The organism is Streptomyces sp. NPDC050743 (assembly GCF_044456925.1).
Taxonomy (GTDB): domain Bacteria; phylum Actinomycetota; class Actinomycetes; order Streptomycetales; family Streptomycetaceae; genus Streptomyces.
In genome coordinates this window covers 25,441-43,709 of record NZ_JBITGJ010000051.1, presented here as the reverse complement: position 1 = coordinate 43,709, position 18,269 = coordinate 25,441, and the positions used below count along the sequence as shown (strand labels likewise).

At 72.5% G+C, this 18,269-nt stretch carries 17 protein-coding genes; 11 read left to right on the top strand and 6 right to left on the bottom strand.

Annotated elements, in window-relative coordinates:
* Positions 1-109: 109 nt before the first annotated feature.
* Both ACIBJF_RS34410 and ACIBJF_RS34405 read right to left on the bottom strand, forming a co-directional pair.
* Positions 110-796: an SDR family oxidoreductase gene (locus ACIBJF_RS34410; RefSeq protein ID WP_399179700.1), complete on the bottom strand. Its 687-nt coding sequence runs from the start codon at positions 794-796 to the stop codon at positions 110-112.
* 140 nt (positions 797-936) lie between these two features.
* Complete coding sequence (locus ACIBJF_RS34405) at positions 937-1,665, bottom strand: SDR family NAD(P)-dependent oxidoreductase (protein ID WP_399179698.1); 729 nt, start codon at positions 1,663-1,665, stop codon at positions 937-939.
* 140 nt (positions 1,666-1,805) lie between these two features.
* Between ACIBJF_RS34405 and ACIBJF_RS34400 the strand changes: the two genes are divergently transcribed.
* Positions 1,806-2,819 carry a sigma-70 family RNA polymerase sigma factor gene (locus ACIBJF_RS34400; protein ID WP_399179696.1) on the top strand — a complete coding sequence of 338 codons (1,014 nt, stop codon included), beginning with the start codon at positions 1,806-1,808 and terminating at the stop codon, positions 2,817-2,819.
* Positions 2,820-3,026: 207 nt separating this feature from the next.
* Positions 3,027-3,422, top strand: a complete 396-nt coding sequence (locus ACIBJF_RS34395; RefSeq protein WP_399179694.1) for a luciferase family protein — start codon at positions 3,027-3,029, stop codon at positions 3,420-3,422.
* 175 nt (positions 3,423-3,597) lie between these two features.
* Here ACIBJF_RS34395 and ACIBJF_RS34390 read toward each other — a convergent pair whose 3' ends face one another.
* Positions 3,598-4,377, bottom strand: a complete 780-nt coding sequence (locus tag ACIBJF_RS34390) for a DeoR/GlpR family DNA-binding transcription regulator (protein WP_399179692.1) — start codon at positions 4,375-4,377, stop codon at positions 3,598-3,600.
* 124 nt (positions 4,378-4,501) lie between these two features.
* On the opposite strand from ACIBJF_RS34390, the gene ACIBJF_RS34385 reads away from it, so the two are divergent.
* Together ACIBJF_RS34385 and ACIBJF_RS34380 are read left to right on the top strand one after the other, a co-directional pair.
* The gene (locus tag ACIBJF_RS34385) at positions 4,502-5,383 is read left to right on the top strand and encodes an SIS domain-containing protein (protein ID WP_399179691.1); all 882 of its coding nucleotides are present in this window, start codon (positions 4,502-4,504) and stop codon (positions 5,381-5,383) included.
* Between the two features lie 31 nt (positions 5,384-5,414).
* Positions 5,415-6,275, top strand: coding sequence for a ketose-bisphosphate aldolase (locus ACIBJF_RS34380; protein ID WP_399179689.1), 861 nt, complete (start codon positions 5,415-5,417; stop codon positions 6,273-6,275).
* A 355-nt stretch (positions 6,276-6,630) separates the two neighbouring features.
* Here the strand turns inward: ACIBJF_RS34380 and ACIBJF_RS34375 are convergent, their stop codons facing one another.
* Positions 6,631-7,764 (bottom strand): methyltransferase, encoded by a 1,134-nt coding sequence (locus ACIBJF_RS34375; RefSeq protein ID WP_399179734.1) that lies wholly within the window; start codon positions 7,762-7,764, stop codon positions 6,631-6,633.
* Positions 7,765-7,844: 80 nt separating this feature from the next.
* Here ACIBJF_RS34375 and ACIBJF_RS34370 point away from each other — a divergent pair, with 80 nt between their 5' ends.
* The 4 genes from ACIBJF_RS34370 to ACIBJF_RS34355 all read left to right on the top strand — a co-directional run bounded on the left by ACIBJF_RS34370 (position 7,845) and on the right by ACIBJF_RS34355 (position 11,647).
* On the top strand, positions 7,845-8,489 hold the full coding sequence (locus ACIBJF_RS34370) for an alpha-ketoglutarate-dependent dioxygenase AlkB family protein (RefSeq protein WP_399179687.1): 645 nt from the start codon (positions 7,845-7,847) through the stop codon (positions 8,487-8,489).
* Between the two features lie 36 nt (positions 8,490-8,525).
* Positions 8,526-9,764 carry an ROK family protein gene (locus ACIBJF_RS34365; protein ID WP_399179686.1) on the top strand — a complete coding sequence of 413 codons (1,239 nt, stop codon included), beginning with the start codon at positions 8,526-8,528 and terminating at the stop codon, positions 9,762-9,764.
* 208 nt (positions 9,765-9,972) lie between these two features.
* A complete protein-coding gene (locus ACIBJF_RS34360) occupies positions 9,973-11,358 on the top strand; it encodes an RNA-guided endonuclease InsQ/TnpB family protein (RefSeq protein WP_399179685.1) in 1,386 nt (461 codons plus the stop codon).
* Positions 11,276-11,647, top strand: a complete 372-nt coding sequence (locus tag ACIBJF_RS34355) for an SgcJ/EcaC family oxidoreductase (RefSeq protein WP_399179683.1) — start codon at positions 11,276-11,278, stop codon at positions 11,645-11,647. Before ACIBJF_RS34360 ends, ACIBJF_RS34355 begins: the two co-directional genes overlap by 83 nt.
* A 35-nt stretch (positions 11,648-11,682) precedes the next feature.
* Here ACIBJF_RS34355 and ACIBJF_RS34350 read toward each other — a convergent pair whose 3' ends face one another.
* Complete coding sequence (locus ACIBJF_RS34350; protein ID WP_399179681.1) at positions 11,683-12,054, bottom strand: isocitrate lyase/phosphoenolpyruvate mutase family protein; 372 nt, start codon at positions 12,052-12,054, stop codon at positions 11,683-11,685.
* A 185-nt stretch (positions 12,055-12,239) separates the two neighbouring features.
* On the opposite strand from ACIBJF_RS34350, the gene ACIBJF_RS34345 reads away from it, so the two are divergent.
* Complete coding sequence (locus tag ACIBJF_RS34345; RefSeq protein WP_399179679.1) at positions 12,240-14,357, top strand: FUSC family protein; 2,118 nt, start codon at positions 12,240-12,242, stop codon at positions 14,355-14,357.
* 59 nt (positions 14,358-14,416) lie between these two features.
* Here ACIBJF_RS34345 and ACIBJF_RS34340 read toward each other — a convergent pair whose 3' ends face one another.
* Positions 14,417-16,369 carry a glycoside hydrolase family 15 protein gene (locus tag ACIBJF_RS34340; protein WP_399179677.1) on the bottom strand — a complete coding sequence of 651 codons (1,953 nt, stop codon included), beginning with the start codon at positions 16,367-16,369 and terminating at the stop codon, positions 14,417-14,419.
* 287 nt (positions 16,370-16,656) lie between these two features.
* On the opposite strand from ACIBJF_RS34340, the gene ACIBJF_RS34335 reads away from it, so the two are divergent.
* Both ACIBJF_RS34335 and ACIBJF_RS34330 read left to right on the top strand, forming a co-directional pair.
* Positions 16,657-16,884: a ferredoxin gene (locus tag ACIBJF_RS34335; RefSeq protein ID WP_383028801.1), complete on the top strand. Its 228-nt coding sequence runs from the start codon at positions 16,657-16,659 to the stop codon at positions 16,882-16,884.
* Complete coding sequence (locus ACIBJF_RS34330; RefSeq protein WP_399179675.1) at positions 16,874-18,268, top strand: NAD(P)/FAD-dependent oxidoreductase; 1,395 nt, start codon at positions 16,874-16,876, stop codon at positions 18,266-18,268. Before ACIBJF_RS34335 ends, ACIBJF_RS34330 begins: the two co-directional genes overlap by 11 nt.
* Position 18,269 lies beyond the last annotated feature (1 nt).

Below are 18,269 nucleotides of genomic sequence, written 5' to 3'. Positions count from 1 at the left end.
TCGCGCGCGCCCTTTGTGTGCCTGCGTGACATCCCGCAGGTGCGGGCGCCGGCCCATCCGACTCGGCGCCCGCGGCCCGTCGGGGATGCGCCCCGCACCCCCGCGCGGATCACACCGGCTCGACCCCCTTCCCCGTCACCTTCAGCACCGTCCGCCCGCCGTGGTCCTCGCCGGAGGCGATCGCGACGACGGCCCGTGCGACCCCGGCCGCATCGAGCGGCACCGGGAAGTGCTCCTTCAGATAGGCGTCGGCCGACTGGCCGGTCTCGGCGCCGTACGCGGCGGCCGCGGCCTCGCCGATCTCGGTTCCGGTCAGCAACTGGCCCGGGGCCAGGGCGACGAACCGGACACCGAGGCCACGGGCGTCGGCTTCGCGCTGGAGGTAGCCGGCCAGGAACATCTGCGTCCGCTTGGCACCGGCGTAGCCGCCCGACAGCGGTGAGCCGCCGAGCCCGGCGCCGCTGGAGAGGATCACCACGGTCGAGCCCGGCCGCAACGGCTGTGCGAGGGCGGCACGGCCGACTTCGAAGGCGATCCTGACGTCGACGTGCCACGGGGCCGAGAACGACTCCCAGCTCTGCTCCCCGACCGGCGCCATGCGCGGCCGGGTGCCCGCGGCGACCACGACGAGGTCCGGGTCGGCCTCCCCGAGGAGCGCCGTGACCTGCGCGGGATCCGTGGCGTCCCGCTCGTGACCGGCGGCCAGGACACGGACACCGGCGGCGGTGAGGGCGTCGACGGTGGCACGGCCGACGCTGCCGGCGGCGCCGATGACCAGGGCCTTGTGGATGTTCATGGGAACTCTCCTGGATGCTTGATGGACGGTGGACGGTGGACGGTGGACGGTGGACGGTGGACGGTGGACGGTGGACGGGGATGCGGGTGTGCGGTGTCGGGGCGGCGTCGTCAGGCGCCCTCCCGTGCTAGCCGCACGGCTCAGGAGCCGGTGGGTCGTGCCGCGGGAAGGCCGGCCAGCTGTCGTTCCAGGGCCTTCACCACGCCGCCGTGCCAGTCCTCGGCCAGGGACGCCGACAGCGGGTCGGGGAAGATGTCCTCCTCGCCCTTCTCCACACCGTCGAGGACGGCCCGCGCCACGGACTCGGCGGAGGCCTTCGGGATGTCGAGAGAGCGGGTCATGTCGGTGTCCACGGGCCCGGTCAGCACGGCGTGCACCCGCACGCCCCGTCCCGTGAGCAGGGTGCGCAGCGACTGCGTCAGGGAGAAGGCGGCCGCCTTCGACGCCGAGTAGGCCGGGAGCAGCGGAAGCGCGGCGAGGCTGTTCAGCGACAGGTTGTTGACGATCGCCCCCTCGGAGCGGAGCAGCAGCGGCAGGAAGGCCCGGATCACGTCATAGGTGCCGAAGAGGTTGACGGCGAGATGCCGTTCGAGCGCGGCACGGTCGTCCAGTTCGTCGGGTACGGCGATGCCGGCGTTGTTGACCAGGACGTCGAGGGATCCGACCTCCTCGGCAGCTCGGCGCAGCAGGTCCGCGTCCGTCACGTCCAGGCGCAGCGGCGTGACCCGCCCGTCGGAGTGGTCCAGCGGCACTCGGGTACCGGCGTAGACCCGCGCCGCGCCCCTGGCCAGCGCCTCCGCCACCAAGGCCCGGCCGATGCCGCGATTGCCGCCGGTGATCAGAACGGCCCTGCCCGCGATGTTCGTCACGGTGATCTCCCTCGGTGCGTTGCGAAAGTCGGTCGCTTGTTGAGACACGGGCACCCCCGGCAGGTCACCGATGACTTTCCGGCCCGGACGGTGTCCTTACCGAGAGGACCGGCGCAAGAGGCGAGGCGAGGGATGCCGTGGTGACCGAGACGACCCTGGACCGTGCCCGGGCCGGCGACGCGGAGGCGTTCCGGGCGCTCACCGAGCCGCACCGGCGCGAGCTCCAGCTGCACTGCTACCGGATCCTCGGCTCCGTACAGGACGCGGAGGACATGGTCCAGGAGACTTTGCTGGCCGCCTGGCGTGGGCTGGACGGATTCCAGGGCCGGGCCTCCGTACGGGCCTGGCTGTACCGCATCGCGACCAACCGCTGTCTGAACGCCCTGCGCGACGCGGGCCGTCGGCCGCAGCCGCGCGAGCCGGCCGGCCCGCCGGTGGACGTGCCCGAGCCCACCCGCCGCTCCGAGGCCATCTGGTACGAGCCCTACCCGGACGCCCTGCTCGCGGACCTGCCCGACACCGCGCCGGGCCCCGAGGCCCGTTACGAGACGCGGGAGGCGCTGGCGCTGTCGTTCACGGCAGGGCTGCGGCACCTGCCGCCACGGCAGCGCGCGGTCCTGGTGCTGCGCGATGTGCTCGGCTTCCGCGCCGCGGAGGTGGCCGAACTCCTCGACAGCAGTGGTGTGTCGGTGAACAGCGCCCTGCAGCGCGCGCGTGCGGCGCTGGACGGCCGGCTTCCCGCACCGGACCGGGACCGTGCGCCGCTGCCGCGCTCGGTGCGGGAACGCGCGCTCGTCGGACGGTTCGTGGACGCGCTGGAGAACTCCGACATCGACGGGCTCGTCGCGCTGCTCACCGAGGACGCCTGGCTGACGATGCCGCCCGAGCCGCTGGAGTACCAGGGACGCACGGCGATCGCCCGGTTCTACCGCGCCCTGCCCTGGTGGGGCGGTAGGGCGCTGCGCCTCGTGCCCACGCGTGCGAACGGCCAGCCCGCGTTCGGCGGCTATCTGCGCGAGCCCGGCAGTGCGGTCGCACACGCCTACGGGCTTGTCGTTCTCACACTGCGAGACGACCGGATCTGCGCCATCACCCGCTTCGGCGACAACGGACTTCTGCCCCGCTTCGGTCTGCCCCGGACGCTCCGGGACTAGATCCCGAGTGTCCAGGATTCGACCGATGTGGCCTTGAGCTGCACCGACTTGTGCTCGCTCGGGCCGGCGGCGGCGTCAACGCGGCGCGGCGTACGCCTCGTTCGGTCTGCTCCGAGGGCGTCCCGGCGCGCCCCGCGGCCGGATACAGGCCGGTTAATGCTTGCTCACGAGCTGGTTGCCGAGGGGTGAGCGGGCCATGATGGGCCCATGACGTTGGCCTCGCGCGCGCTCGCGCAACTGGCGACCTGGCCCGACCTGAGTCAGGCGGTCCCGAGCTGCGGCCTGGGACAGGCGGTGAGTTCGGCCCAGGGCGAGATCGCCCACTTCCACTCGGACCGCGATGTGGATCTGCGGCTGACCGACCGGGCGATCCGGCGTTTCGCCAAGGACCTCAGGGACTCGGGCGCGATCAGGATCGTGCCCGGTTCGCAGTGGGTGACCCTGCGCCTGGACGCGGCGAGCGACGTCGACCTGCTGCTGACCCTGGTGAGCGTGGCGCTCCAGGCCCAGCAGGCCGGGCCCGACCCGCTCGACCGGCCGGCGGCGGGCTGCAACGACCAGCGCGGAGCGGGGTTTGTGAAGGCCGACCTCGGCGGCATCTGAGCCGAGTCGGCATGCCGCGGTGGCATGTGGGCCGAGCGGCGTGGCGCGGTGGCCGTGAACGCCGGCCCCACCGCTGAACCCGCGCCCGCCGCATGCCTCGCACGGCGCCCGCAGCGCGGCGGGCGGCCGGCAGCCGGCGCCGGCGGACCGTTCCCCGCCCGAGCCGCCCCCGTCGTCACACCGTGACGACCCGGACGCCCGCCTCCTCGAAGCGGCGTACCGTCTCCCGCCCCACCGCCGTGTCCGTGACGAGCGTGTCCACCAGCTCCGCCCCGCAGATCCGCGCGAACGCCCGCTGACCCAGCTTGCTGGAGTCCGCGGCGACCACCACCCGCTCGGCGCGCTCGCACAGCAGCCGGTTGATCGCGGCCTCCGCCTCGTCATGGGCCGCCGCGCCGTGCGTGACGTCGAAGGCGACGACCCCGAGCACCGCGATGTCGAGCGTGATCTGACCGAGCACCCCGTCCGCGAGCGGGCCGATGAGCTCGTAGGACTGCGGGCGCGCCACCCCGCCCGTCACCACGATCTTGAACTGGGGCCGTACCGCGAGCTCGTTGGCGATGTTGAGCGCGTTGGTGACGATGGTCAGCGCGGGCGATCCGCTGGACAGATCACCGCGTACGGCCAGGGCGCGGGCCACCTCCGTGGTGGTCGTGCCCCCGGTCAGCCCCACCGCCTCGCCCGGCGCGACGAGTTCGGCGACGGCCTTGGCGATGCGCTGCTTCTCCGAGGCGCGGCGGGCCGTCTTGTAGCGCAGGGGGAGTTCGTACGACACCCCGTGCACCACCGCGCCGCCCCGGGTGCGCACCAGCATCTGCTGCTCGGCGAGCTGGTCGAAGTCCCGGCGGATCGTCGCCGCCGACACCTCCAGCTCGGCCGCCGCCTCCTCCACCTCCAGCCGGCCGCGCTCGACGAGCAGTTCCAGCAGTGCCTTCCAGCGGGCGTCCCGGGACATCCGCAGCCTCCGTTCTCCGTGGTCCCGTGACCCTAACGCACCTGACTCTGCGGTCGAATGCTTGATTGTGCTCGAAAGATCGCTATATCTTGCAGGAACAATCAGCCAGGGGAGGGTGTGGGTCATGACCCATGTCGAGGACGAGCTGAACAGCCAGCCGGAGTGCTGGATACGGGCGGCCGAGGAGGCGGAGCGGTACCGGGACGCGCTGCCGGGGCCGGGGGAGCGGGTCGCGATCGTGGGGTGCGGGACCTCGTACTTCATGGCGCAGGCGGTGGCCGCCCTGCGGGAGGGCGCGGGCCAGGGCGAGACCGACGCGTTCGCGGCGTCCGAGTTCCCCTACGGGCGCGCCTACGACCGGGTGGTGGCCCTCACCCGCTCCGGCACCACCACCGAAGTGCTGGAACTGCTGGGCGAGTTGCGGGGCAGGACCCGGACCACGGCCGTCACCGGCGATCCGGACACCCCGGTGACCTCGGCCGCCGACGACCTCGTGGCGCTGGACTTCGCCGACGAACGCTCCGTCGTCCAGACCCGGTTCGCCACCACCGCCCTCACCCTCCTGCGCGCCCACCTCGGCCTGCACACCGACTCCGTCGTCGCCGACGCGCGCACGGCCCTGTCCACTCCTCTGCCCGAAGGGCTGGTCGACTGCACCCAGTTCACCTTCCTCGGGCGCGGCTGGACCGTCGGGCTCGCGAGCGAGGCCGGGCTGAAGATGCGCGAGGCCTCGCTGTCCTGGACCGAGGCCTATCCGGCGATGGAGTACCGGCACGGCCCGATCAGCGTCACCACCGAGGGCACGGCCACCTGGATGCTCGGCGAGGCACCCGAAGGGCTCGCCGAACAGGTCCGCGCCACCGGCGGCCGGTGGATCGCCGGCGGGCTCGACCCGCTCGCCGAACTCGTCCGCGTCCAGCGGCTCGCCGTCGCCGTCGCCGCCACCCGCGGCCTCGACCCCGACCAGCCCCGCCATCTCACCCGCTCGGTGATCCTCGCCCCCTGAGCCCCGGCCCGCGCCCGGAAGGACACCTCACGTGCCCCTCGCGTCCACCGGCGAGCTGGTCACCGCAGCCGCCGCAACCAGATCCGCCGTCGCCGCGTTCAACGTCATCACCCTGGAACACGTCGAGGCCGTCATCGCCGGCGCCGAGTCGGCCGGCGCGCCCGTCGTGCTCCAGGTCAGCGAGAACGCCGTCAAGTTCCGCTACGGGCGGCTGCTGCCGCTGGCCCGGGCCGCCGTCGCCGCCGCCGAACGCGCCGCCGTCGCCGTAGCGTTGCACCTGGACCACGTCCAGAGCGACCACCTGCTGCGCCAGGCGCTCGACGCCGGGTTCAGCTCGGTGATGTACGACGCGGCCCGGCTGCCGTACGCCGACAACCTCTCCGCCACCCGGGCCGCCGCCGACTGGGCGCACGCCCAAGGGCTCTGGATCGAGGCGGAGCTGGGCCAGATCGGCGGCAAGGACGGCAGGCTCCCGCTGGACGCCCACGCGCCCGGCGCCCGCACCGACCCCGACCAGGCCCGCGACTTCGTCGCCCGCACCGGGGTCGACGCCCTCGCCGTGGCCATCGGCAGCGTGCACGCCATGACGACCCGCACCGCCACCCTCGACCACGGCCTGCTGAAGCGCCTGTCCGCCGCGCTGGCCACGCCCCTGGTCCTGCACGGCTCCTCCGGCGTGCCCGACGACGGACTGGTCGCGGCGGTCGCGGGCGGTATCGCCAAGGTCAACGTCGGCACCGCCCTCAACGCGGCCATGACGGCAGCGATCCGGGACTTCCTCGCCGCCCATCCGGAGGCCGTCGACTCCCGCAAGTACCTCGCCGTGGGCAGGGAGGCGATGGCCCGGGAGGTCGCCCGCATCATCGGCGTCCTGGGCCGCGCCGGCACGTGACCGGAGGCGGACCGGCTCGGGGCCGGCGCGCCTGCCCCGCCGGGGCCGTGCGCTGCCCGGAGCCCGAACCACTGCCGAGGATGCGCGCTTTGCGCGGAGAAGGCTGTCGCGCAGTTCCGCGCGGACGGAAACCGGTGCCCACGGGCTGCGGGCCCGCGGCCGCGCGGAGGACGAGCGGGAGACCGGGGGCCGTGCGACCGTCGGTCTCGCCGCCCGGAAGACCGGGTGCCACGCAGAGGTCGCAACCCGGCCGGCCGGGTGGAGCGGACGGGCGTCGGACGAACTCGGCGGGCCGAGGGTGGTGGGGCTTCGCCGCCGCCACGGCAGCGGCCGAACTGGCCTCCGGGCTGGGCCACTAGCCCTTCTTGACCGCCTTCAGCACCACGAACTTCGGGTCGGACGCGACCAGTTCACTGTTACCGAACAACCGCCTCAGCTTCACGTGATACCCCAGGTGCCGGTTCCCGATCACCCACAGCTCACCCCCCGGCCGCAGCGCGCGCCGCGCCCCCGTGAACATCCGCCACGCCGTCGCGTCGGTCGTGGCCTGGTGGGAGTGGAAGGGCGGGTTGTTCAGGACCAGGTCCACACTGCCGGGCGCCACCCCGGCCAGCCCGTCGCCGACCCGGAACTCCGCGTGTCCCGGCACCCCGTTGGCCTTGTACGTCGCCTCCGCCGAGGCCACCGCCTGGAAGGACTCGTCCACGAACAGCACCTCGGCCGACGGATCGGCGAGCGCCACCGCCGTACCGACCACGCCGTTGCCGCACCCGAGGTCCACCACGCGGCCCGCGCCCGGTCCGGGCAGGTGCTGGAGGAAGAAGCGGGTCCCGATGTCGAGGCGGTCGGCGCAGAAGACGCCGGCGTGATTGACGACCGAGCGCCCGGAAACCGCGCCGACGCCGTCCGGGAGGACGTAACCGTACGGCCACGGATTCACCGGCCGCTCCAGCGCCGGGTCCGGGGTGCAGAAGATCAGCCGGGCCTTCTGCCGTGCCGGCGAGGTCCGGGTCGGGCCGAGGATCCGCTCGAACAGCCGCAGCGTGGAGGTGTGGATCTCCTTCACCATCCCGGTGCCGACGACCACCGTACCGGCGTGCACCGAGGGCGCCAGCCGCAGCAGCTGGTCCTCCAGCAGCGCCAGGCTCTTCGGCACCCGCACCAGCAGCACGTCCACCCGCTGCGGCGGCGGGTCCTGGGTGGTCAGCAACCGGACGGCACCGGGCTCGACACCGGCCCGCGCCAGATTCGCCCGGGTCGCCTCCTGACTCAGGAAGGAGTCGGTGATCTGGGTCGGCCGGTGCTGCGCGAGCGCCGTGGCCAGCGCGCCCCAGCGGTCACCGAGCACCACGACCGAGCCGGTGAGCGGCACCCCCTCCTCGGCCAGGTGGCGCAGCAGGTACGCCTCGGAGGCGTCCCAGGCGCGCAGCCGGTCGCGGGGATCCTCGGGGAAGCGGGACAGTTCGACCTCGCCCCACGGTGTCGTCATTCGGTCGCTCATCGTGCCCTCCAGGCTAGCGGAGCCGCAGCTCAGGGCGGGTGGGGCGGGGCTGCGGCAAGATGGAGCGTGTGGACGCGGAGCTGTTTCCCCGGGAGTGCGCCCAGGTCGCGCCGGGCGCCGTACACGTCCCGGACTGGCTGGACGCCGACGCGCAGCGCGACCTGCTCGCCGCCTGCCGCCGGTGGGCGCGGCCGCCGGCCGGACTGCGCACCGTGCGCACCCCGGGCGGCGGCACGATGACCGCCCGGCAGGTCTGCCTCGGCCTCCACTGGTACCCGTACGCCTACGCCCGCACGGCCGTCGACGACGACGGCGCCCCCGTGAAGCCGTTCCCGGCCTGGCTCGGCGAGCTGGGCCGCCGCGCCGCCGTCACCGCGCTGGGCCCGCAGGAGCCGTACGCGTACGACATCGCGCTGATCAACTTCTACGACGGCGAGGCCCGCATGGGCATGCACCGCGACAGCGACGAGCGGGCGGATGCGCCGGTGGTGTCGCTGAGCCTGGGCGACACATGCGTCTTCCGGTTCGGGAACACCGAGACGCGCGCCAAGCCCTACACGGACGTCGAGCTGCGCAGCGGCGACCTGTTCGTCTTCGGCGGGCCCTCCCGGCTCGCCTACCACGGGGTTCCGCGGGTGTACGGCGGCACCGCGCCGACCGGGCTCGGCCTGTCCGGACGTCTGAACATCACGCTTCGGGTCAGCGGCCTGTAGGCCGCCGCACCTGCGGATCATGGGAGACTCGCCCTCATGAGCGGCAAGGCGGATCCCCGGACGGCGGGGGAGCGGACCACCTCGAGGGCGCGGCTGGACCGAGGGCGCGGAGCGCTCGGACCCGCGCTGGAGCTGGTGCACACCGGACGGGCACCGACCCGGGCCGTGCTCACCGCGGAACTCGGGGTCACCCGGGCGACCGCGGGGGCGGTGGCAGCCGAGCTCGAGGCGCTCGGGCTGATCCGGGTGGACGCCCGGCCGGGCGCCGCGGCCGGTTCGCAGGGCCGCCCCTCGCACCGGCTGGAGGTCGCCGGGGACGGCCCGGTGGCGCTCGCCGCGCAGGTCCACGCCGACGGTTTCCGGGCCGCTCTGGTCGGCCTCGGCGGGCGGATCGTGGCGACCGCGCCCGGCTGCGAGACCGTCGACGCGGACCCGGCGAAGGTGCTCGGCTCGGTCGTCGAGGCGGGCGCGGAACTGCTGCGCACGACCGGCCGCCGCTGCGTCGGCGCCGGACTCGCCGTACCGTCCGCCGTGGCCGAGCCCGACGGTCTCGCCCTCAACCCGCTGCACCTGGCCTGGCCCGTCGGCGCCCCGGTCCGGCGGATCTTCGCGGAGTGCGTGCGCGCGGCGGGCATCACCGGGCCCGCCTTCGCGGGCAACGACGTCAACCTCGCCGCGCTCGCCGAACACCGGCACGGCGCCGGCCGGGGCGCCCGGGACCTGCTGTGCGTGGCCACCGGACACCGCGGTGTCGGCGGCGCCCTGGTGCTGGACGGCCGCCTGCACACCGGCAGTTCGGGACTCGCCCTGGAGGTCGGGCACCTCACCGTCAACCCGGAGGGCCGGCCCTGCCACTGCGGCAGCCGCGGCTGTCTGGACGTCGAGGCGGACCCGCTGGCCCTGCTGGTCGAGGCCGGCCGCGAGCCGGGCCCCGAGGTGTCCCTGCTCCAGCAGGCCAACGATCTGCTGCGCACCCAGTACGACGACCCGGCCGTGCGCAGAGCCGCCGAGGCCCTGATCGACCGCCTGGGCCTGGGCCTGGCCGGGCTGGTCAACATCCTCAACCCCGACCGCATCATCCTCGGCGGCCTCCACCGCACCCTGCTGGACGCCGACCCCGGCCGGCTCCGCGCGGTCGTCGCCGACCGCAGCCTGTGGGGCCAGAGCGGCGGCGTCCCGATCCTCCCGTGCACCCTGGACCACAACAGCCTGGTCGGCGCGGCCGAACTGGCCTGGCAGCCGGTACTGGACGACCCGCTGGGGGCGCTGAGCTGACGCTGGTCCGGCCCGCGGCGACACTTCACCGGGTACCTCCGAGGATGCCCCGGCCGTCAGGCCGGGGAGGAATCGGACTCCTGCGGAGCGGGGCAGGGGTAGCCGGATCGCCGTCAGGGCGATCCGGCGTCCACCCCGCACGGCGGTGTTGTTGCCCATGATGATCGAGAACTCTCAACTGTCAGTCCGCTCGGGTAGGTTCGGATGTATGACGACAGAGGCGACCACGAAGGACACCGGGCATGCCCGGTACACCTTCCGTGTGCGCCTGTCGGCTACCGCGCGGCGCGCACTGGAAGCGGAGTGGGCGCGCTGCCGGTGGCTCTGGAATGAGTGCGTCGCGAAGTCCCAGCAGGTGCACGCGCAGGGCCCGGCGAGTGGCGAGAAGCTGACCTGTGGTCCGGGGCAGTTGGACAGGATGCTGACCGAGGCCCGCGGGGTGACGCCGTGGCTGGCTGAGGGCGCGAGCGTGCCGCAGCAGCAGGTGATACGCGACTTCGCCAGGTCGAGGGCGAAAGCGCTGAAGGACATCAAGGACCGGTTGCCGCAGCACCGCCGGGCCCAGATGCCCCGCTTCAAGAAGAAGCGGCAGGCGCGGCCCAGCCTCAACTACACCAAGCGCGGTTTCCGCCTCAGGGACGGCCGCCTGCACCTTGCGGGCCGGATCGTGCTGAGGGTGGTGTGGTCGCGGGAGCTGCCCGCCGACCCCTCGAGTGTGCGGGTGTACCGGGACAGCCTCGGCCACTGGTATGTGTCCTTCGTCGTCCCGGCTCGGGTTGAGCCGCTCTCTGAGACCGGCCGCGTCCTCGGGGTGGACTGGGGGGTGAAGGAGACCGCCACCACCACCGACGACGCCTACGATCTCCCGCATGCCGAGCACGGCAAGCGGGCCGCGCAGCGGCTCGCGAGGTACCAGCGGATGATGGCCCGGCGCCGACCTCCCAAGGGACAGCCCGCATCCGCCGGCTACCGCAAGGCCCAGGCACAGGCGGCGAAGCTGCACAAGAAGATCGCGAGGCAGCGGGAGGACACCGCCCGCAAGTGGGCCAAGTCCGTGGTGCGCGGCCACGACGGGGTTGCGGTGGAGGACTTCAGGCCGAGGTTCCTGGCGAAGACCACCATGGCCCGCAAGGCGGCCGATGCCGCCATCGCCACCACGAAGCGCGCCCTGATCGAGACGGGCCGCAAACACGCGCGGGACGTCCGTCTCGTGCACCCGGCGCACACCACGATGGACTGTGCCAAGTGCGGAGCGAGAACCAAGCACGCACTACCTCTGTCGATGAGAACGTATACCTGCACCGCGTGCGGAGCCGTGTCCCCCAGGGACAAGAACTCCGCCCGCGTGATGCTGGTCCGGGCAGGTTGGAACCCGAACGGTGCCGAGGGCGTAAGACCACCCGGGGCCGCCGGCTCCGGCGGCGGCCTGAGCCGTAAATCCCCGCTCAACCCTGGAGGGCGACGCATCCCCTCCCCTTCAGGGAGGGGAGCCTTCAAGAGAGGAGACACTGATGAACAGCACAGCAGCGCGGGAAGACATCCTGAGTGGCGTCATGAACCGCTGGAAGTCCGCGGTCGACGCACACGACCCTGAGCGGGTCGCCTCCTGTTTCACCGAGGACGCCGTCTTCCAGGGGCTTCATCCCTACAGCCTCGGCCGTCAGGGGGTCGCCGAGTACTACGACTCCCAGCCTCTCGGCATGCGGGCGGACTACCGGGTACTGGAGACACGGCAGTTGGCCGAGGACGTCCTGCTCGGTTACCTGGGTGTGGACTTCTCGTTCACCGACCGGCCGACCATCGGAGTCAATCTCGGCGTGGTCCTCAGGCGGGTCGACGGCCAATGGCGCATCGCCCATTACCAGGTGTCGAAGCTGAACTGACGGGGCGTCGTCGCCGTCCGGCCCACCCGCGCCGGTCACCGACCGCCGCTCCGACGCCGCCGCCGCATCCATGCGATGGCACCCCCGGCCATCAGCACGTCGGCCTGGCACGGCGAAAGGTCGTGGCCGGTGGGCGGGGTCTTGCCGCCTTCGGCCCAGTTGAACAGCAGCGGTGTGTCGGGGAAGGCCGCAGCGGCCGCCTCGATCTCGGCGTCGCTCCGCAGGGCCTCCAGGAAGAGCATGTCGGCGCCTGCCTCGCGGTAGCGGCGGGCTCGCCGGAGCGCGGCGTCGAAGCCCTCCACCGCCCGGGCGTCGGTGCGGGCGACGATCACGAAGTCGGGGTCGTCATGGGCCTGCGCTCGGTGGCGCGCGAGATCCGCTCCGTCTGCGAAGTCCAGCGTGTTCATCGCATCAGCAGCGTGCGCTCCCCAGCCCCCGCCGTTCTCGCCCGCCTCGTCGCCGGCCTCATCGGCGTCGCGGCCTCTCCCACCGCCTGAGCGGCGCCGTCCGGGTGCAGCGAGTGGCAGTGAAGCGGGGACCGGCAGAGGATGAGAGCGTTGGTGCGGGGCCGTGCCGTTGAGGAGGCCCGGACATGCGCTGGTGGGCGTCGCTGATCACGATCGGCCGGGACGGACTGCGCATTCAGCGTGCGTTCGCGGCCCCGTCGGCGATCGTGCGGGCCGTACTGGGGGTGCTGCTCGCCACGGTCCTCGGGCTGCTGCTGGACGAGCCGCTGGCCGGGGCCATGGCCAGCGTCGGTGCGTTCATCTGCGGCATCGGTACGCTGCTGAGCCCGCTGCGGCACCCGGTGGTGAACGCCGTCGGGATGGCTGCGGCTTTCAGCGCCATGGCGGTGCTGGGGGCCCTGGTGCACGGCACCACCTGGTTGTTCCTGCTGCTGCTCGCGGTCGCGGCGTTCGCCGTCGGGCTGTGGCGGACGGTGGGCATCGCGCCCGGCATCCGGGGCTGCCTCGCGGTCATCGGGCTGATGATCACGGCTGATCTCGCTCGCGACGTACACGGCCGCCTGGTGATGGCCGGGTGGATCGCGGTCGGGACCGGACTCGTCGTGGTGGTGCAGTTGCTCCCGCCGTACGGTCCGCGGTTCGCCTCCCAGCGGCGTGCGCTTACCGCCGTGTACCAGTCGCTCGCCGAGGCCTCGGTCGCGGCCGGGTCCGGCACCGTGAGCGCGTCCGCTCCGTTCACGGCGGCCCGGCGCGCCCTGGACCTGCTGCCGCAGTTCAGCCGGCCGGCCGCGGCCGCCATGTTCGGACTGCTCGGAGAGGCTGAGCGCATCCGCCGCGCGCTGCATACCGTACGGGCCACGGCATCCGCGGCGGCAGCGGCCGTGGACCAGAAGGCCCTGGTCGGCGCCGCTCAGGTGCTGGGGAACATCTCCCGTACGGTGGCCACCGGCCGCGAGCACCGCACGCCCGAGGAGGTCTGGGCCGTGCTGGAGTCGGCGGCACAGGCCTCGCCCGTGCGCGGCCCGCGCGACCTGGCTGCACGGCTGCGGGTGGCCGAGCAGCTGGCCGGGCGCTCGACGGAGGGCCGCGTCGGCGATGTGCTGGAACCCCACACCGAGGTACCGGGCCTGTACGCGGGCACCCCCTCCGTGGCACGCACCGCCCGGCGCATCCGGGCCCAGTTGCATCTCCAGTCGCCGATCTTCCGCCACGCGGTGCGGCTCGCCGTGGGCGTGGTGCTCGCCGAGGTCATCGGCCGGTTGATCGGCGGCTGGGGCGGGCTGGGCATCTCCGCGCACGGCTTCTGGGTGGCCCTGACCACCATGCTGGTGCTCTTCCCCGGGTACCGGCACACCATGGCCCGCGGCTGGGGACGGGCGGCCGGGGCCGTGCTGGGCGGCCTCTTCGCCTGGATGCTCTCCCTGCCGCACTGGTCGCCCGCAGGCCTTGCGGTCGCGTCGGTGGTGCTGGCCGCGGCGTCGTTCTCGACCTTGCGGACCGGGCAGCTGATGCTCAACCTGTGGCTGACCACCTGGATCGTCTTCCTGATCCACCACGTCGGCGGGCTGCCCGGGCCCACGGCGTGGGCGCGCGCCGCCGACACGGTGGTCGGCGCTGCGCTCGCGATGCTCATCTTCCTGGTCTGGCCGACCTGGTCCACCCGGCGGCTGCCGGGCCTGCTCGCGGAGTGGCTGCGCGTGCAGGACCGGCTGCTGCCCGAACTGTTGACCGGCTACGCCGACGTCGGGGCGGCCGATCTGGCAGCCGTCGACGCGCTACGGGCGCGGTCACGGCAGGTCCGGGAGCACATGGAGACCGCGGTGGAGCAGTCGCACGGCGAGCCCGCCGAGCACCGCGGGCCCTGGTCGAACACGCAGCTGGAGCAGATCAGGACTCAGGTCTCCACGGTCGCCGGTTGTGCCACCCTGCTGGGCGAACACTTGCCCCGTACCCCGCAGGAGACCGTGCCGGAGCTGACCGAACTGGCCGAACCGCTGCACGAACACCTCACCGCCCTGGCCCGCGCCGCCGCCGGAGACGAGACCGTGGCCCCGGGGGCGTTGCGGTCGGTGTACGACTCCTTCACCGCCCGCTCCGGCCTGCTGGCCGAGACGTCCGACGGCACCGGAAGCGCCGCGACCGGCCGCGCAGTTGCCCTGAGCACCGCGACCGTCGACGCCGTCGAGGCCCTGACCGCCACCATCGCCTCCCGCCACCGCCCCTGCCGTCACGCGGCAGCGTGAGACGAGAACCGATGCCCGTCATGCCTACGCCGTCATGGACAGGCTGGTGGCTGGTGCGCTCACCTGCGGACGATGTGGTCCGGCGGATACGGGCTGGCCGGCGTGACCGGCGGACCTCCGGCCTCCGCCGTCATCGGTTGCGCGTAGAGATAGGGAACCGGCGAGGTGGGAGGGAAACCTGGCACGGCGGCGTCGAGATGGGCGTCCAGGCTCAGCGCGGCGGAGACGAGAGCGAGGTGGGTCAACGCCTGGGGGAAGTTGCCCAGTTGCTCGCCGGTCAGCCCGATCTCTTCGGAGTACAGACCGAGATGATTGGCGTAGGTGAGCATCTTCTCGAAGACGAATCGCCCTTCGCGCAGATGGCCGGCGCGGGCGAGGGCCTCCACGTACCAGAACGTGCACGCCGAGAAGGTGCCTTCGGACCCGCGCAGCCCGTCCGGAGAGGCGGCGGGGTCGTACCGGTACACGAGGCCGTCGGACACGAGATCCTTCTTGATCGCGTCCAGGGTCGAGAGCCACCGCGGGTCCTGCGGGGGGATGAACCCCACCGCGGGCATCCGGAGCAGCGCGGAGTCCAGGACCTCGCTGCCGAGGTACTGGGTGAACGCGGCACGCGCCGGACTCCAGCCTTTCTGCAGGATCTGCCAGTAGATGGCGTCGCGTTGCCTGGTCCAGCGCTGCACCTCGCCGGGGCGGCCGCTTCGGGCGGCCATGCGGACGGCCCGGTCCATCGCGATCCAGCTCATCAGCCGCCCGTAGGTGAAGTCCTTGTCACCGCCCCGCGTTTCCCAGATGCCGGCTTCGGGACGGTCCCAGTTCTCGCACACCCAGTCCACCGTGCTGATCAGCGCCTCCCAGATGCGGCAGGTAGTCGGCAGACCACGCAGGTCGGCGAAATGGAGGCACTCCAGCGCCGATCCGTAGATGTCGAGCTGCAACTGGTCAGCGGCACCGTTGCCGACCCGGACCGGAGCTGAGGACCGGTAGCCTGCCCAGTGCCCGAGGGTCTGCTCCGCCAGGTCGGCGGAGCCGTCGACGCGGTACATGACCTTCAGAGGGTGCTCGCCCGAACCGGCGACTTCCTGAACGCGGTCGCCCAGCCATTCGGTGAACGCCATGGCTTCGTCGGTGAATCCCAGTCCGAGCAGCGCGTGCAGGGACAGGGAGGCATCACGCACCCAGGCGTAGCGATAGTCCCAGTTGCGCTCGCCGCCGACCTGTTCCGGCAGACTGGTGGTCGGAGCCGCGACCATGGCCCCGGACGGGGCGTACGTCATCAGTTTGAGCGTCATGGCAGAGCGGTTGATCGTCTCCCGCCACCGTCCGGTGTAGCGCGAATGCGCCAGCCAGTTGTGCCAGAACGCGATGGTGTCCTCCAGAAGGCGCTCGCATTCCTCCGGCGGGACGATGCGGGGCGGACCGTCGGCGAACGTCTCCAGCACGAGGCCGCGGGTCATACCGGCTCGCAGCCTGATGGACATGAGCGCGTTGCCTGCGCGGACTCTCCGGTCGTCCAGGCGCTCGTCGTCGAGTGTGTCCACCACATGGATGGTCAAGTCCGTGCCCCGGCCGGCGAAATGCCAGCCGCCCATGGACGACGTGACCTCATGCGGTTGCCGCGCGTAGTCGAACCGCGGGGCGATCTCGATGTCGAACGAGATCTCGCCACGCGTGCAGCGCAGCATGCGGACCAGCCGGTGCTTGTTCGTCGGACTGCGTGGCGAGGCGGGAGGCATGAAATCCACGACCGAGCCGACGCCTTGCTCGGTCATGAATCTGGTGAGCAGCACACAGGTGTCCGGGTAGTAGAGCTGCTTGGTCGCATACGTCGGCGCCTGGGGAGTGATCGTCCAGTGACCGCCGCTGTCACCGTCGAGCAGTGCTGCGAAGATGCTCGGCGAGTCGAATCGCGGGCTGCAGAACCAGTCGATCGTTCCCCCGGTGGACACCAGCGCGGCCGTGTGCAGGTCACCGATGAGTCCGTGGTCTTCGATCAGCGGATGTTCGTTCATGGGGCCTCTTCCCGACGTGCCGGGCGTCAGCGGTGACGTCGCCACTGCCGACCGTGCGACTTGAGGACATGCCGCGCGCCCCACCTCCAGACTGCCCGGGGTGCGCAGGCTTCGCATTCCTCCTGGAAGCGGTGCGACTGCGCGCCCGTTCACGGTGAAGCCGCGTTGCGTGGCCCTCCCGCCGAGCTGATGCTGGACAGGAGGCATGCCGAGTATTCGAGTGAACCGAACGCACAGGGCTGCGTGACCTGCGGACTTCGCGGCCCGAGTAGGGAGCGGGGTTCCAGATGAGGCTTGTCGTGGATCTCAACCGGTGTGAGGGATTCGCGCAGTGCGCCTTCCTCGCCCCGGACGTCTTCACGCTGCACGGCGATGAGGCGCTGCTCTACACCTCACGCTTCGACGAGGCACTGCGTGACCAGGTGGAACAAGCCGTGGCCGCCTGTCCGGTCCAGGCCATTCTCGCCGACTTCTCCGACGAGCCGACGAAGGGGGTGGAGGGCCGTGTCGGCTGACACCGGTGCCGAGGCCCTCCGGCGGGAGGGGCGCATCGTGGTCGTCGGCGCCTCGCTGGCCGGACTGCGCGCGGCGGAGGTCCTCCGCGACCGGGGCTTCACCGGGTCGCTCACCCTGATCGGCGACGAGCCGTACGAGCCGTACGACCGGCCCCCGCTGTCCAAGCAGGTGCTGCTGGGGCTGGAGGACGCCGAGGCCACCGCGCTGCCGCGCAGGCGTGACATCGACGCCGAATGGCGTCTGGGCCTGGCCGCCGCGGGCCTGGACCGAACCGCCAAGCAGGTGATCCTGGCGGACGGCGACACCGTGTCCTACGACCGCCTGCTGATCACCACCGGTACCAAGGCCCGGCCCTGGTTCCACCCGGACCAGGCCGCGCTGGACGGGGTTTTCGTGCTGCGTACCCGCGACGACTCCGCTCGGCTGTACCGGAAACTCGCCACCGGCCCCCGTCGGACGCTGGTGATCGGCGCGGGTTTCACGGGCTCCGAGATCGCCTCCGTCTGCCGGGAGCGCGGCCTGGAGGTGACGGTCGCCGAACGCGGCCCGGCACCGCTGGTCGGCGCCCTCGGCGGGGTGCTCGCGGCGGTGGCGGCCCGGCTGCAGCGGGATCGCGGAGTGGACCTGCGCTGCGGAGTCAGTATCACCGCGCTGGAGGGCGACCAGGCCGGACGGCTGCGGCGCGCCCACCTGTCCGACGGATCGGCGATCGACGTCGACGTGGCGGTGGTCTGTCTCGGCGCCGTCCGGAACACCGAATGGCTCGCCGGCTCCGGAGTGGCCGCCGGCCCCAGGGGGATCGCCTGCGACGCGGGATGCCGGGTGTTCGACGTCAACGGCATCGTCACCGACGACATCTATGCCGCGGGCGACGTCGCCCGCAGCCCGCACCCGCTGTTCGGATACCAGTTCCTGTCGCTGGAGCACTGGGGCAACGCGGTCGAACAGGCCCGGATCGCCGCCCACAACATGATCAGCCCGGGTCCCGAGCGCCGCCCGCACCTGTGGGTGCCGATGTTCTGGTCGGTCCAGTTCGGCGTCAACATCAAGTCGGTGGGTGTGCCGACGCTGGGCGATCAACTGGTCGTGGCGCAGGGGGCACTCGCCGAGGAGCGGTTCGTCGCGGTGTACGGGTATCGCGGCCGGGTCATCGCCGCGGCTTCCTTCGACGCGGGCAAGTGGCTGGGGCACTACCGGCAGCAGATCGAGACCGGAGCGTCGTTCCCGCCGGACTACCCGGTGGTGGACGGCCGTGCCGACGCTGTGCAACCGGTCGATCCGGCGTTCCCGGACCCCCACCTGCCCACCCACGAACCGACCGTCACCCTGACCGGCCACTCACCGACCGAGCGGCGTGTCCATTTCGTCCCGGCGCGCGCCTGAC